This is a genomic window from Segatella copri (assembly GCF_009495355.1).
In the GTDB taxonomy this organism is placed as follows: Bacteria; Bacteroidota; Bacteroidia; order Bacteroidales; family Bacteroidaceae; genus Prevotella.
On sequence record NZ_VZAD01000061.1, the window covers coordinates 1 to 15,987 of the forward strand.

Sequence of the window (15,987 nt, forward strand, 5' to 3'; positions counted from 1 at the left end):
TTTGGCAGTGAAACGCATCAATACCATAGGTAAAAAATGCGTCGGATTTTAAACGGATTTTGAACACCCTACCTGTAAGGGCAAAAGCTTTAAAATACCGGGTAAGAACTTGACCTGAGTCAAAAAAAGAGTAGAAATTACACTTTATTGTTCGAAATGTTTGCGCACACACAGAAAATGCCGTACCTTTGCATCGTCAAAAGGATATTAAAGCATAACGCTATATATATTCAATAAGTATTAATTCAGTTTAAAGGTAAAAAGATTATGGTATTCATGATGACTTTTGCCGTTGTGGCAGTAATGATTGCCCAGGCAGTGAATGTGGAGAACAAGCTTGACTAAGCACTCCACCTTTTTCTAAAGAACAATTTATTAGAGAGATTATAGAAATGGAAACGGGTTTTGGCTCACGAGAGCTGAAATCCGTTTTTCTATTTTAGCCGCTTGGCATCTTGTGGCATAATATCTCCGAAAAGGTGTGATCAGTTAGTCTTTTTTTTCCCCTTTTGTTTGCTGTTTCATGATATTATCGTAACTTTGCAGGGTCTTCGATCAAAAAGATAAGATTAAACAACTCACCTTTCGCAAATGTGTCACTAAAACCATTTATTATGATGCGAACTAAATTTATTACATCCTTCATGTTAGCCCTCGTATGCGGCTTGCCAATAACGGCTAAAGTATATACGATACAATCATTATTGGGAGATTTGGTTGTCAACGTCCATGTGGATAAGTCTATAACATGGGCTGTAGCCAAGGGAAAAACTCAGGTGCTGCAGCCATCTGTTATCTCCTTACAGACTGATAAGCAGACTTTTGGTGTGAATCCCAAAGTGCGTAAAGCATCTGTCACCAACTGGAAAAACGATGATAAAGGTGGTTATCAGCGACTGCTCCTTTCCTGCAATGGGTACGATGTGGAATTCCGGGCCTTCATGAATGCCGCAGCTTATCGCATCATCCCTAAAAAGATGATCAACAAGGTGCTTAATGAAACTTCGGAATATCGCTTCACTGGCGATTATCAGGCATTTGTTCCCTACGTGAATGATAATCGGGGAGGGGAACGTTGGTGTTATTCCTTTGAGTCATATTATGACGAGGCCCCACTGTCTAAGATGTATAAGGATTCTCTTGCCATCACCCCTCTTGCTGTTAGCTTACCTGACGGAAAGAAGGCAGTAGTGATGGAAGCTGATGTGGAAAATTATCCTGGTATGTATCTCTTGAAAGGAACACCTTCCTCTACAGCTTCAGGAGTGTTCTCTTCAGATGCATCTACGGATTATTCGATACATGCAGCCTTTCCTCCATTACCATTAAAAGAGGAGATAGGAGGCTATGCCCGTCTGAACTTAGTTCCTACCGAACGGGCTAATTATATTGCAGAAAAAGTAACCAAGTTGCCTTGGCGTATAGTCCTTGTTACGGATGAGGACAAGCAACTGGTGGGTAATGATATTGCCAAAGTTCTCGGTCCTGCGTGCCGTGTCAAGGACACTTCGTGGATAAAGCCGGGAAAAGTAGCTTGGGACTGGTGGAATAATACCAATATAACAGGTGTAGACTTCCGTGCGGGTATCAATACAGAGACTTACAAGTACTTTGTGGATTTCGCCAGGAACAACCATCTGGAATATATCATCATCGACGAAGGATGGAGTGACCCGGAAGATTTGCTGACATTCTCCGACAAGATGGATATGGCAGGCATCATCAATTATGCCAAAGAAAATGGTGTGGGAGTGATTCTCTGGTCTTCATGGCGTAATCTCGTACAGCGTGGACATGATAAAATGGAGGCAATCATGAAGCATTATGGCGATATGGGTGTGAAGGGATTCAAGGTAGATTTCTTCGACCGAGACGACCAGAAAGCCATCAATTCTGTTTATGAAATCGCGGCATGTGCAGCAAAGCATCAACTTCTGCTCGACCTGCACGGCATGCGTCCGTTTGGCGTACAGTTCTCTTATCCTAACATCGTGAATATCGAGGGAGTGAAAGGCTTGGAAAATTCCAAGTGGGAACCTCGTACAGGTGTTGGTCCACTGCATGATCAGCCAAGATACGATGTGACGATTCCTTTCCTCCGTGCTCTTCCTGGTTCCTTCGACTATACCCCGGGAGCTATGGTGAATGCCGTTCGCTCGCAGTTTTTCGGCAACAACGACCATCCGATGAGTCAGGGTACGAGAGTACATCAGATGGCGATGTACACGATCTTTGAAGCACCTTTGCAGATGCTGGCCGATAGTCCAACCAAGTATATGCAGAATCAGGAGTGTACCGACTTTATCTCGCAGATACCTACAGTTTATGATCAGGTGGTTCCTTTGGATGGAAAGCTCGGTGAATACGTGGTTGTAGCCAAGAGGAAAGGCAATAAATGGTATATAGCCGCGATGAACAATTGGCAGGCTCGTGATCTTACTGTCGATCTTTCCCGTTTAGTAACACCGAATGACACAACAGGTAAATTGGAAAAAATGAATGGCAAGGCTAATATCTTTGCCGATGGTATCAATGCAGACCGTGAGGCCACAGATTACAAACATACTTATCGACAGGTAACTTCTGACGATAAGCTCCAGATACATCTTGCACCAGGTGGTGGCTGGACAGCTATCGTAGAATAATGTCGTTGAACGACTTATATAAGCGACAAAACGGCAGGATGGCTGTCGGATAAACCATCGAAACACAGAAATTTACTTTGTGATCATAGGGAAAAGCAGTAACAGCAACAAAATGAAGCTGTTACTGCTTTTATTATATAGGTACTGAAGTCTCGCATGTATGGAAGTTATAGAAGTAAGGGGAAGTTATCACTCCCTTCGGTCGTTCGGGAAGTTAAGGGACAACAGCCTTGAGAGAATGGGGATGGGGCAAGTCCACAAAGGCATTTGTCCCTTAATTTCTCTTAACTCCCCTCTGACTTTCCGCTTGCGAAAGTTGAGTAGAACAGTTTTCCTTATAGGTTGGATCTTTTCAACAAGTTTTAGTCTTGTCTTCTCAGTTCTTGCTGCTGATAAATCCCTTTCCTTATTAGTATGTCAAATAGCTTATAGAATCGTTGATAGGAATATATATAGATATTTTTTATATATTTTACCTATATCTTTTTCTTTTCTTTGCGACCTATAAGGTAAATAACTAAAGTTTTTTACTAACAACCTAAATTGGATGAATATGAAAAGATTTACTTTGATGTTGGCAGGTGTGCTTTGTGCATCTGCAAGTTTTGCAACTGATTATTATGTCAGCGTTGATGGTTCTGGTGAAAAAAGTGGCTCTTCTTGGGAAAATGCCATTGCCTTTACCGAGATGTGCGGTAAAATCAATGAGTATCAAAATGGAGATGTTTTTTATTTTCAGGGAGGAACGTATTATGTTCCAGCTAAAGTGCCTACTGTTTCTAATGGGTATTCTTTTATTGGAGCTACTACTGGGACACCTACAGTTTTCTCTGGAGATGTAAATGGTGATGGTGTTGCTAATGAAGGTGATGCTCCATCTTTGCTTTTCATAAAATTGGATACAAAAAATGGTGACGATTCTAAGCATTTCGTTCTAAAAAATATCACATTTACCGGGGCATATGTAAATCAGACGAAGACTTCGGCGTTGAGAGTTGATAATAGCGGTTGGGTTGATGTGCAGAATTGTATCTTTGATAAGAATATTTCTGTTTATTCAAAGGATAATAATCATGGTGGACCCGCATGCTTATTAGAGCGTAGTACGGTAAACTTTACTGATTGCAAGTTTATAAATAATGAGTCTATAGGTCGTGGTGGTGCTATCAAATTGACTTCAGATGGTGCAACGAAGGGTTATACAACCTTGAATCGTTGTCTTGTTTCTGGCAATAAGGCAAGTTCTCTTGGTAGTGCCATCTTTTTTAATCATGGTCAAGAGTTGAATATTATCAATTCTGTTATAACAGAAAATGTTTCTGGTACAGAGGGTGAGGTTGGTGCCATCTTCTCTATAGGTGCCGATAGCAATTATGCACGCCAGATTACACTTATCAATTCTACTGTAGCCGGGAATATGGGTGGCGCACAAGTGTTGGGCAGAAAAGATGCAGTTATTCGTATAGCTAATTCTATCATAGTCGGTGATGGTACGACTCCTGCTATTTCTCTCCAAGACAAGCCAAAGCAGGTTCTTTCCAATGGCTATAATATAATAGGTATGTATAAGGTTGGTACAGCTCCTACCTCTGCATGGAAAACTTCTGATTTTGTAAGTGACGACAACACCTTGAGTAGCATCTTTGGCAATAATGCTGTGACAAATGGTCCTGTGGCAGCACCTTATGGTGCAACCCAAGTGCAGATGGAGGCAATAGCGAAAGATTGGAGCCTTGGTCAAAACTTGAAACAGGATATCAATGGCGTTTCTCGTGGTGATATTGCTGTTCCTGGAGCAGTAGTGGCAAAGCCTTTGAAGGGTAAGTTCGGAATTACGGATACAAAATACGCTACTTATTATCATGACTTCGGTTATATGATGCCAGAAGGAGTAAAGGGTGGCGTAGTGACCGATGCAAAGGTAGAAGGAACTTTGGTCGTTGATTACAAGTATGGCTCGGGTAGTGTCGTGCCAGCTAAGTCGGCTCTCTTGTTAAATGGTGCAAAGAATGACTATGAGGTGGCATTGAAATTAGAGGAAACTTCCGAGGATGTCAATCTGTTGAAGGGTACAAGCGATGAGTCGCTGACAACTTCTGATGAAGTAGGTGCCAAGTTCTATAAACTTGCTAATGATAAAGACAAAGGCATAGGTTTCTATTGGGATGCTGAGAATGGTGCAGCTTTCACCAATAGTGCCAACAAGGCTTATCTTGCAGTAGCAGGAGAGGCAAGTGCTGCCAAGGGCTTTGCTCTGGGTGGTGTGGATACTGGTATCAAAGAAGTGACAGAGGTAGGCAAGATGGCAGGCAAGATATATAATCTGCAAGGTATGCAGCAGAAGGGATTGCAGAAAGGTATTTGCATTGTGAATGGTAAGAAGTTTGTTGTAAAATAAAGCATTCATGATGAAAAAGAAATATATATGCCCTTCCATAAGTATTTGTGAGATGTCGGTAGACAGTATAATCCTGGCAGCCTCTATTGGCTTTAATAATGAGGTGAGTGGTGCTGAGCAATTAGCGAAGCCTTTTACCGACCCATTTGATTTTGAAGAAGATGAGGAAGATGCCGACTCTGTGCAGTATGTCTGGGGATTGAATTATTAGTTGGAATGTATTTAATAAAAAGAATATTCATGGCAGTTGTGCTCCTTTGGAGTACGACTGCTTTAGTACAGGGGCAGCAGAAACGCTTTACTGTTATGGGTTTGGGTGATTCTATTACGGAAGGGGGAAGTAATTTTTCTTCTTATCTCTATCCTCTATGGGAGCAACTGTACTCGGCTGGTTATGACTTCGATTTCATCGGGCCGCGTCAAAGCGAGTGTCGTATCGGCAAGTTGAATCATTGTGGCTTCAGTGGTAAAAACGTTGAGTTTCTTGCTGCCAGAATAGACAGTATCTACAGCAAGTATCCTGCTGATTTTGTGTTGCTTCATGCTGGGCACAACCACTTTTCAGAGGAGAACCCCGTCAAAGGAATGATTGCTGCATATCGTAAGATTATTTCTTCCATCTTGCTCATTAATCCGAATGCGACTATCTTGATGGCACAAGTGGTGGAGAGTGGTAAGCTACCCAAATACTCTTATATTCCAAAGTTGAATAAAGAGATAGCCAAGATGGTGAAGGCTTTACATAATGATCATGTTGTATTGGTGGACCAAAGCAAGGGATTCCATTGGGCGACAATGACCATTCAGGACAAAGTGCATCCTAACCGCTTGGGGCGTGAACATATGGCGAATGTGTGGTTTGCAGCCTTGGGCAAACTTTTAATGCAGCCGCCTCATGCTTATCGGGTGGATCGAGTGGCTTACAAGTTGCTGCCTTCGGGCGAAAGTCTGTATGCCCATGTCTTTCGTCCGCAAGGGCAGGCGCAGCATTCGGCTGTGGCTTGGTTCTTTGCGGGTGGTTGGAAGTATGGCTCTCCTTTACAGTTCTACAAAGAGTCTGCTTATCTGGCAAGCAAGGGCGTGCTGGCGGTATCTTTTGATTATCGTATATCTTATCTATATGGTTCTTCATGGCAAGATGCTTTGGAAGATGCCAAGGATGCTGTAAAATGGATGAGGGAAAATGCTCGAACATTAGATATCGACCCCCATCGAGTGGCTGTGGGTGGAGCTTCTGCGGGAGGATGTATGTCTGCCCTTTTGGGTAGCATAGACCGCATGGGGGCAGACAGCCTTTCTGTTCCTGATTTGCTGTTGCTGGAATATCCTACTTTGGCTTTGCCTATGAAGTCGGTGCGTGATGGTATGCCTCCAATGCTTCTTTGCATGGGGACGAAAGATGAATTTACGAAGAGGGAGGTAGCAGGACAATATGTTGATGAAGTGCGCCGAAAAGGGAACGAATGTGAGTTTCACCTTTTCGAGGGAAGGCATCATCCGATATTCTATTATCGTAAACCTTTGACTGATGACTACGACAGGCTGTTGTTGCTGTTGTCGGCTTTTTTGTGTAAACACGGCTATATGTAGTAACTATAACGTACATATAGATGAAACTTGAAAGTAATATTTATTCTAACCAAAACAACAACATAGTTATGAGAACGATGAAATATTTTCTGTCATTACTTTTATTATTAGTAATCAACATTCATGCCTATGCAAGCGATGATGGTGTTATTCGTATACTCGCCATAGGAAACAGTTTCTCGCAAGATGCCATAGAGAATTATCTACACCAACTGGCAGAAGCCTCCGGGAAGCAAACAATTATAGCCAATATGTACATTGGTGGCTGTACCCTGGAACGTCATTACAACAATGCCCAGAACAATACGGCTGCGTATTCTTATCGTAAGATAGGGGTTGACGGAATGAAGGTTTCTAAGGAAGGTGTTACCTTAGAAACAGCATTGAAAGACGAAAAGTGGGATTATGTCAGTTTACAGCAAGGCAGTCCTTTGTCTGGTCTGTATGAAACCTATACTCCATATCTTAGTTACCTTATCAGCTATATCAGAAATTTGGCACCTGAAAATGTGAAGTTGATATGGCATCAGACATGGGCTTATGCAGCCAACTGCACTCATTCTGGTTTTGCTAATTACAACAAGGATCAGCTTACCATGTATCATGCCATAGTTGATGCAGCACGGCAGTGTGTCACTAATTATGGTTTTGATATTCTTGTACCGGTGGGAACGGCTGTTCAGAATGCCCGTACTACGTTTATCGGTGATAGGATGAATCGTGACGGACAGCATCTGAATGTTTATTATGGTAGGTATACTGCTGCCTGCACTTGGCTGGAGGCTGTATTGGGTGTCAACCCTATAGGATGTTCTTTTGTGGCTCCTAATATGAGTGAAAGTCTTAAAATTGCAGCTCAGACTGCAGCGCATGAAGCATGCAAAACACCAGATGCAGTAACAGACTTGAATTATATCCAGAATACAATAGGTGCTAAAGTCTATTTTGTGAGGCCTGACAATGATTCCAGATTGACAGAAGATGGAGATGGTTCATCATGGGACAAAGCTTTTTCCTTGAGCGGTTTTATGAACCATATAGCCAATGGCAATCCTGGTGATACTTATTATTTTGCAGGAGGTACCTACTATCCTCAGACCACAATTACAATCACGGAGCCTTGTAAACTTATAGGAGGGTGTGATCCAAGTTTGACGGGTGTAAACATTCCGAATATGGTTTATCCTTCTCTTAATCCCACAGTATTCTCAGGTGATTCCAATCATTCGAATACCTTTGACGCAGGCGATTTGAGTCAAATAATCTCGGCTGATTTTACGGGCTCCCTGGAAAAGGAGAAAGAGTTATGTATCCAGGGCATCGAGTTCACCGGAGCTTATTGTTCCAACACGGCCAGTAATGCACAGCTCGGTGCATTGTATCTCAAAGATTGTGGAAATGCTGTCGTAAAGAATTGTCGTTTCTATCAAAACAGATCTCTTGGTTATGGTGGTATAGCCTTTCGTGCAGAATATAGCACTTCTCATTTGCTCGAATGTGATTTTACCGACAATGAGGCTGGAAGCCGTGGAGGAGCCATTCGTCTGTCATCCAACAACAGAACAAAGGGATATAGTACGTTTGAGCGTTGTCTGATTGCAAGAAACAAAGTAAAAGAAGGTACAGGAAGTGCAGTTTGTGTACAGCATGCTCAACGTACCGCGATTGTTAATTCCACCATCTATGGCAACATCGCAACTTCTGGCGGAGCTGTCTTTGCCAACGGAAAGAATAATGACTACAAGAATGAGTTGCTTATTATTAGCTGTACACTTGCTGGCAACGAGGGAAATGGACAGTTGCAACTTGCTGGAGTACAGAACTTGAAATTTATCAACTCAATTATTTGTGGCGATAATCTTGCCACAGAAGAAGGTGATGGAAATTTACTTGATGACTATGCTGCGGTTTTTGGTGATGCGACACTAACTAATGGTGTATTGAAACCATTGGCTTCGGTCAAGGCAGGAGTGCTGGTAAATGACCTCAATGACAAGGTGAATGAATGGGGATTTGATGCAGCTGATGTCTCCGTAGATCAACTTGGTAACTCTCGTCTGGATAATAGTTTTCCTGGAGCTTTCGTGGCGGTAAGTACTGGTATTCACAATGTGGAAAAGGTGATGGCAGATGTTGTAAAAAGTCCTTTTGCCTATAATGTATTGGGTGTTAGTGTAAGCAAGCGACAGAAAGGTATTTGCATATATCGTGGTAAAAAGTATAGGCTATGATATGGAGTGTCACCATGCTTTTTGCCCAAGGTTCCCCATGGTTTTGCCCAAGACTCCCCAAGGCTTTGGGCATTTCTGCCCAATAGTACGGGCACTTTTCCTCATAAGGATGAGCAATTCTGCTCATCCTTATGGGCAAAAATGCTCATCATGATGGGCTAAAATCGTTAAACCACAATATGAAAGCGGCTTCGATAGTCAATGAAGCCTATTGCGTAGAGCAATGAAAGCGGCTTCGTAAGCAGTTGAAGCCTATTGCATTTGTGGTTTAACGATTTTAGTTTGTGGTTTAACGATTTTAGTTGACCACTTTAAGTTTTATTGATAATACACGTTGACTCACAATATTAACGTAACAACTCATGACAATATGGGTGCTGAGTAATTACAGCAGTTAAATGTAATGTTAAAAAGATTAAAAGATGGCGTTTTCTTTGTTTTTAACTTATATATTTTTGATACCTTTGCGTCTCTATTGGTGAAAGGGTGCCCTAAAGTTTTGGGAAAGTCCTATTGTAACCTAAATAACTGAAGAATGGAAGATCTGGAACGAGAAATGTTACTGATTGCTCAAGGAAATGAGCTCGCCTTTAACAGTTTTATGAACAGATATATGGATGGGCTTTATTACCATTCATACGGAATACTGTATAATAAGGAGATGGCTGAGGAAATAGTCAGTGATGTTTTCTTGGAGGTTTGGAAAAACAGAAAAAAGATAGTAGAAGTTGAGAATATGAAAGCCTGGCTCAACACTCTGGTCTATCGTAAATCTATTTCTTGTCTCAGGAAAGAAAAGAAGAGACATCTGGATGTTTCTATGGACGAAATGACTCAGTTTTGTTTTCCTGTGACAGAAACTCCTGCTGATCATATGATTTCGGTCGAAGAGATGAGGTCTCTTCAGTTGGCCATAGAGGCATTGCCGCCGAAATGTAAACACGTTTTCTTCTTGGCAAAGATAGAGAGAGTGCCATATCAGCAAATAGCAGAAATGTTGGATATTTCTCTTGCAACGGTCAATTATCATATCGGTTTTGCAATGACCACTTTGAAAAGGAAGTTGAAACATGGCTGATTTTTGCTAAAAGTAGGAAAAATAATGAGAGATGCACCTATAGATATAAATAAGGAAAGCGTCTTCTTATAAAAGAACAATAGAAAAATGGAAGATAATATTAATAATTATAAATATGACGACTCTGTGGAGGACCTTAAATTGCGGTCTTTCGTGGAGCAGTCTTTTCCTAAAAAAATGGATTCAAACTCGATTAAGCAGAAGACATTCATGAAGATTCATGACGAACAGCGTCGATCGCATCGTCGCCAGTGGGCTCGTGTGTCAGTTGCAGCTTGTATCTTGTTGACGTTTGTTTGCCTGGGTCTTTGGAAGATTTTAGATACTCGCCGTGTTGAGACATTAACTGCTTGTACTAAAAAAATGGAGATGCAACATATTATCGTGCCTGTGGGAGAGAAAATGACCATCATGCTTTCTGATGGCACCAAACTTGTGGCTAACTCCCGTACAACACTAAGTTATCCTAAAACTTTCCAGGGCGCAGAACGACGCGAGGTTTCGATAAAGGGAGAAGCTTATTTTGAGGTGGCTCATGATGCTGAGCATCCTTTTGTTGTGAATAGTGGAAAATTTAAAGTCAAGGTGTTGGGTACGCGTTTTAATATATCCAATTATGATGACAGTAAGTCAAGTGTGGTATTGGCAAAAGGCTCTGTAGAGATTACTACAGATAACAAAGACCTGGTGCGTATGAAGCCATCTGAAAAGGTTGTTGTCGAGAATGGGTCTTTTGTGGAAAAGACGCAGGTAGATGCACAGGATTATACTTCGTGGATGGATGGCGTGTTGACATTGCAAGGCGAAAGTGTGAATGATATAGCAGAGATGCTTAGCCAGTATTATGGCGTGAAAATAGTTTGTAATCATGTTAATTCTACGCCTTTATATGGAAAACTTGTGTTGCAGGATTCGGTTATGGATGTCCTGAAAACTATCAAGGGAATGGTAAAGATTAAGACCATACGGAAAAATGGTGAAATCTATATAGTAACCAATTAATAAAACATTAATATTTTTTAGCAAAGAAAGTGCCCTCCTATGGGTAAGGGGACTTTGTATCACAAAAACCTAAATAGCGTATGAAATTTAAGTATATTTTGCAAATATTTGCGCTTTTTACTATGCTTTGTGGAGCATATCGTATGGAGGCAAAAGTGAGAGTGTACAGCTTTGAACCTGATACAGTGCATGTGTTGAAAAATCCGCTTACGGGGTGGGTTATGTATTTAGGAAGAACCTGGGATGAAAATTTCTGGGCAAAGGAAGGGTATGATGCCATGCCTGTGGGAGAAGGTAAGACAGTCAAGGTGTCTGACTACGCGAGCACATGCTACTTGCGTACGAGTTGGAGTTCTTTGGAACCTGAAGAAGGAAAATATCAATGGCAGGATAAAGATTCCCGCATTAGCAAACTTTTTCAAAGCGTAAGGAAAAGAAAACTCCGTCTGGCTTTCCGCATCGTTGTGGATAGCAGAGACCAAGGGCAGAATACTCCTATTTATGTAAAAGAGGCAGGAGCAAAAGGCTTCCAAGACCCCAACAATCCAAAAATTTGGTCGCCATATCCTGACGATCCTGTGTTTCAGGAAAAATACGGGAAGTTTATTCAGGCTTTTGCCGATTACTTTGATAATCCAGATGTGGTAGATTTTATAGATGCCTATGGATTGGGAAAATGGGGAGAGTCGCATGCGGTAAGGTATCAAGATAAAAAATACAAACAACAAGTTTTCAACTGGATAACCGACTTGTATAGTCGCACTTTTAAGAAAGTCCCAATTTTGATTAACTATCATCGACTTGTAGGTGATACGCTGAGTTGGGCTGCTCCAAATCTTCATAGCAAGCAAATGCTGGAGGAAGCGATAGCCAAAGGATATAGCCTCCGCCATGATGCATTTGGAATGACAGGGTATTATAAAGATTGGGAAAAGAATTTTGCAAAGAAGTGGTTTTTCCGGCGTCCCATCATCTTTGAGGGAGGATGGATTACCAAGGCTCATCATCGCTATTGGATAGACCCATGTGGCAAGTATCGAGAAGGACATTCTGAGGACGTACGAAAGGGGGAGTATGAAATTGGCGAGGAGACACATGTCAACATGATGGATTTGCGTATCAATGATGAGACCCGTTCCTGGTTTGGCAAATGTTTTGACCTGATAAAAAGATTCACACAAGAAGGTGGATATCGTCTTTATCCTGTGAAAATAGTCCTTCCAGATAAAGCTGATAAGAATGGAATGGTTAGCATACGACATCAATGGAGAAATCTGGGATGGGGCTATTGTCCTACCAATATACCACAATGGAACCAAAAGTACAAAGTTTGCTTCTCCTTGAGTGATCAGGCAGGAAACAGGGTGAAGACTTTTGTGGTGACAGACTCTGACCTCTCGCAGTGGATAAAGGGAAAAGACGGAGAATATATCACATCTGTCAGCTTACTGGGCATTCCTAAGGGAACCTATACCTGGCAAGTTGCATTGGTAGATACTACTCAACGGAATGAGCCTGGAATAATCATGGCGGTCGACCAGAACTGCCAAAGAAATGGATGGCTCAGATTAGGAACAATAAAAATTAATTAATCATCATAATAACTAAAAAGAATAAGCTTATGAACCTAACTACTATTGTTGGAAAAACGGGCACTGGCATAAGAATGCTATGTTTGGCAGGGTTACTGTCATTCCCAGTTGTTTCGTTACAAGCTTCAAACATTTCGTTAACCGAATTGGGGGAAACTATGCTTTTAAAGGCAGACGATTCTACGGTGAAGCAGGTCTTTGATTACATTGAGCGCCATAGCAAGTATGTATTTGTGTATGACCAGCATGTAAAGAACTTATTGACAAAGAAAGTCAATGTTGCAACAAAAGGCAAATCTGTAGAAGACATCTTGGCTGCTGTTTGTTCGCAGACAGGACTTAAGTATCACATCAATGACCGCCAAGTTACCATCTCCTTAGGCGAGAAAGTTAACAAGCAAACGTTCCAGAGAGAAAGTAAGAGAACTGCGGGCAGAAAAATTAAGGGTGTGGTTGGCGATGGCAACAATGAACCATTGATAGGTGCCACAGTGAAAGTAAAAGGTACCAACATCGTCACCGTTACCGATATGGATGGTAATTTCGAGTTGGAAGTTCCTTCTGGGGCAGAATTGGTGGTGAGCTATATTGGCTTTAATGACCAAACGGTCAAGATTAGTGGCTCTAAGAGTAAGTACGATGTCGAGTTGCAGGAGAATACCAACAGCTTGGACGAGCTTGTGGTGATTGGCTATGGTACAGTGAAGAAGAAGGATCTGACAGGTGCTGTTGCTGCTGTCAAGGGTGACGAATTGGTCAACAAGCGTACGACAATGCTCTCAAACGCATTGCAAGGCTCTCTTTCTGGTGTGACGGTATCTCGTAATTCATCTGCGCCAGGTTCTGGTGCGAGCAGCATCCGTGTGCGTGGTATCACAACCATTGGTGAATCAAGTCCTTTGGTTATAGTGGATGGCGTAGAAAGCACATTGGACTATGTGAATGCCAATGATGTGGAGAGCATTTCTGTGTTGAAGGATGCTGCCGCAGCAAGTATCTATGGATCAAAGGCCGCCGCAGGAGTTATTCTTGTGACTACAAAGCGTGGCAATGATACGGGTAAGATAGACTTGAAGTATAATGCTGAGTTTGGATGGGAAATCCGTACCAGGCAGCCCAGCATGGTTGGTGTGACCCGTTATTTGGAAATGAACAACGAGTTACAGTATAACGACAATCCTTCAGGTGGATTTTTTCAAGTATATACTGCAGACCAGACTAAGAATTGGGTGAAATACAATCAGACGGATCCCAATAATTATCCTATAACCGATTGGCAAGGTTTGATATTGAACAGCAGTGCACCTCGTATGACTCACTCTTTGACAGTGTCTGGTGGAAACAAGGCGGTGAAATCTGTTGCAACCTTGACTTATGATGAGGTGGATGGTCTTTACGATGGTCGTGGATTCCAACGTTATATGTTCCGTGCTAACAACGATTTTAATATCAATAAGAAATTGAGTGCATCCTTGGATGTGAGCATTCGTCATGCCAAGAGCCGTAATCAGATTTATGATCCATTCAGCACAATGCGTCTGATGCCAGCTATTTATCCTGCAATGTGGAGTGATGGTCGTATCGCCTCTGGAAAAAGTGGTTCCAATCCCTATGGACTGTTGAAGAATGGTGGTAGTACGGTATCTCATAGTACACAGTTGTCTGGTAAAGGTTCTTTGACCTATAAACCATTGACAGGTCTGAGTCTTTCGGCTATAATTTCTCCTTTCATCAATTATCAAAAGAGCAAGCAGTTTAAATTGGCATGTTGGTACACATTGCCTGACGACCCAGATGTCATCGGAGGCTATCTGGATGCAGGTTCTCTTTATGCCACCAACAAACTTACTGAAGGACGTAACGACAATTGGCATGTCACAAGCCAGTTGCTGGCCAACTATATGCGTACTTTTGGAAAGCATGACATCACGGTAATGGCTGGTTTTGAGAACTATTATATGAAAAGCGAGAATTTGTCTGCTGCACGCGATCAGTATGAACTGACAAATTATCCTTTTTTGAACATCGGTTCAGAAGATTTTCAGACTAATAGTGGTACTGGAGCAGAATATACTTCCAACTCTTTCTTTGGACGTTTGCTCTATTCTTATGCCAACCGTTATTTGTTTCAAGCCAATGTGCGTCGTGATGGAAGTTCACGTTTTGCAAAGAATTATCGTTGGGGAACATTTCCTTCTTTCTCAGCCGGTTGGGTAATGTCAGAGGAGCCTTTTATGCAAAAGGCAAACTTGCCTTGGTTGTCTTATCTGAAATTGCGCGCTTCATGGGGTAAGTTGGGTAATGAACGTATTGGAAGCAACTATTTCCCATACATAGCCTTGATGAATTTTGGCAGTACCTTATTCTATATGGCCGATGGAAGTGTTGTTTCTGGATCGACAGCCCGCCCTGCAGTATTGGCAGTGGAAGACATCACCTGGGAAACTACTACCAGTACGGACTTAGGCTTTGATGCTAATTTCTTGAACAATCGTCTGCATATCAATTTTGATTATTATTGGAAAAAGACAACAGATATGTTGCTTGCCATTCAGATTCCTTACACGATGGGTTACAACAGTCCTAATACCAATGCGGGAAAGATGTCAACACATGGTTATGACATTGATGTAAGTTGGCAAGATCATATTGGTGATTTCAAGTACAGTGTTGGTCTTAACTTCTCTGACTATTTGTCTAAGATAGATTATTTGAACAACTCTGACATTATTTCTGGTGGAAAAGTTAAAAGAGCTGGGGTCTTGTTTAATGAGTTCTATGGCTATGTTTGTGATGGTATCTATCAGACACAAGATGAGGTGCAAAACTCTGCAAGAACGAGTAGTTCTGTGACTGTAGGTGACTTGAAATACCGCGATATCAGTGGTCCTGATGGCGTGCCAGATGGTAAGATCTCTCCAGAGTACGACAGAGTGCCTTTGGGCAACTCTCTTCCTCGTTATCAGTATGGTGGCAACTTGAGTGCTTCATGGAAGGGCATCGATTTGAACATTGCTTTCCAGGGCATAGGCAAGCAGAATGCTTATCTTGACCAGGCGATGGTGCAGCCATTCAGAAACAATTTTGGCAATGTGCCAGCAATCATTGAAGGCAAGTACTGGAGTCCTTTCAACACTGATGCAGAGAATGCGAGTGCCAAGTATCCACGTCTGTCCAATGTGAGCAAAGATAACAACTATGCCACTTCCAGCTACTGGATGTTTAATGGTTCCTATTTCCGTCTTAAGAATGTAACCTTGGGTTATACACTTCCTAAAAACTGGACAAAGTATGTGGGAATAGACCGTACTCGTCTCTATATCAGTGGATCTGATTTGTTCTGTATCAGCAATTATCCTAAGGGCTGGGATCCTGAAATGGGTACAAGTGCTTATCCTATCACTACATCTTTGGTTGTTGGTGTTCAAGTTAATTTTTAAATGAAAAGTAT

Annotated in this window: 9 protein-coding genes and 1 pseudogene; all 10 read left to right on the top strand. The window is 41.8% G+C overall.

What is annotated here, in order from left to right:
• Nucleotides 1-617: 617 nt before the first annotated feature.
• On the top strand, nucleotides 618-2,645 hold the full coding sequence (locus F7D20_RS07385; RefSeq protein WP_158463574.1) for a glycoside hydrolase family 97 protein: 2,028 nt from the start codon (nucleotides 618-620) through the stop codon (nucleotides 2,643-2,645).
• A 553-nt stretch (nucleotides 2,646-3,198) separates the two neighbouring features.
• Nucleotides 3,199-5,043: a hypothetical protein gene (locus F7D20_RS07390; RefSeq protein ID WP_158463472.1), complete on the top strand. Its 1,845-nt coding sequence runs from the start codon at nucleotides 3,199-3,201 to the stop codon at nucleotides 5,041-5,043.
• Nucleotides 5,044-5,050: 7 nt separating this feature from the next.
• The gene (locus tag F7D20_RS07395; protein WP_158463473.1) at nucleotides 5,051-5,254 is read left to right on the top strand and encodes a hypothetical protein; all 204 of its coding nucleotides are present in this window, start codon (nucleotides 5,051-5,053) and stop codon (nucleotides 5,252-5,254) included.
• A gap of 29 nt (nucleotides 5,255-5,283) precedes the next feature.
• Nucleotides 5,284-6,633 carry an alpha/beta hydrolase fold domain-containing protein gene (locus F7D20_RS07400; protein WP_194253517.1) on the top strand — a complete coding sequence of 450 codons (1,350 nt, stop codon included), beginning with the start codon at nucleotides 5,284-5,286 and terminating at the stop codon, nucleotides 6,631-6,633.
• A gap of 68 nt (nucleotides 6,634-6,701) precedes the next feature.
• Nucleotides 6,702-7,544, top strand: a pseudogene (locus F7D20_RS13275) (DUF4886 domain-containing protein); the annotation flags it as partial.
• A 264-nt stretch (nucleotides 7,545-7,808) separates the two neighbouring features.
• Nucleotides 7,809-8,864 (top strand): right-handed parallel beta-helix repeat-containing protein, encoded by a 1,056-nt coding sequence (locus F7D20_RS13280; protein ID WP_437182658.1) that lies wholly within the window; start codon nucleotides 7,809-7,811, stop codon nucleotides 8,862-8,864.
• A 535-nt stretch (nucleotides 8,865-9,399) separates the two neighbouring features.
• On the top strand, nucleotides 9,400-9,942 hold the full coding sequence (locus F7D20_RS07410) for an RNA polymerase sigma factor (protein ID WP_158463475.1): 543 nt from the start codon (nucleotides 9,400-9,402) through the stop codon (nucleotides 9,940-9,942).
• Nucleotides 9,943-10,119: 177 nt separating this feature from the next.
• On the top strand, nucleotides 10,120-10,944 hold the full coding sequence (locus F7D20_RS07415) for a FecR family protein (protein WP_228114130.1): 825 nt from the start codon (nucleotides 10,120-10,122) through the stop codon (nucleotides 10,942-10,944).
• A gap of 221 nt (nucleotides 10,945-11,165) precedes the next feature.
• Nucleotides 11,166-12,536, top strand: a complete 1,371-nt coding sequence (locus F7D20_RS07420) for a DUF4832 domain-containing protein (RefSeq protein WP_367383917.1) — start codon at nucleotides 11,166-11,168, stop codon at nucleotides 12,534-12,536.
• A 158-nt stretch (nucleotides 12,537-12,694) separates the two neighbouring features.
• Nucleotides 12,695-15,976, top strand: a complete 3,282-nt coding sequence (locus tag F7D20_RS07425) for a TonB-dependent receptor (protein WP_228114131.1) — start codon at nucleotides 12,695-12,697, stop codon at nucleotides 15,974-15,976.
• Nucleotides 15,977-15,987: the final 11 nt, after the last annotated feature.

Excerpts from the sequence above, each read along its gene's own strand:
- F7D20_RS07425 (WP_228114131.1), top strand. The coding sequence starts at position 12,695 with ATGCTTTTAAAGGCAGACGATTCTACGGTGAAGCAGGTCTTTGATTAC.
- F7D20_RS07390 (WP_158463472.1), top strand. The coding sequence starts at position 3,199 with ATGAAAAGATTTACTTTGATGTTGGCAGGTGTGCTTTGTGCATCTGCA.
- F7D20_RS13280 (WP_437182658.1), top strand. The coding sequence starts at position 7,809 with ATGGTTTATCCTTCTCTTAATCCCACAGTATTCTCAGGTGATTCCAAT.
- F7D20_RS07410 (WP_158463475.1), top strand. The coding sequence starts at position 9,400 with ATGGAAGATCTGGAACGAGAAATGTTACTGATTGCTCAAGGAAATGAG.
- F7D20_RS07385 (WP_158463574.1), top strand. The coding sequence starts at position 618 with ATGCGAACTAAATTTATTACATCCTTCATGTTAGCCCTCGTATGCGGC.
- F7D20_RS07420 (WP_367383917.1), top strand. The coding sequence starts at position 11,166 with ATGTATTTAGGAAGAACCTGGGATGAAAATTTCTGGGCAAAGGAAGGG.
- F7D20_RS07415 (WP_228114130.1), top strand. The coding sequence starts at position 10,120 with ATGGATTCAAACTCGATTAAGCAGAAGACATTCATGAAGATTCATGAC.
- F7D20_RS07400 (WP_194253517.1), top strand. The coding sequence starts at position 5,284 with ATGGCAGTTGTGCTCCTTTGGAGTACGACTGCTTTAGTACAGGGGCAG.
- F7D20_RS07395 (WP_158463473.1), top strand. The coding sequence starts at position 5,051 with ATGATGAAAAAGAAATATATATGCCCTTCCATAAGTATTTGTGAGATG.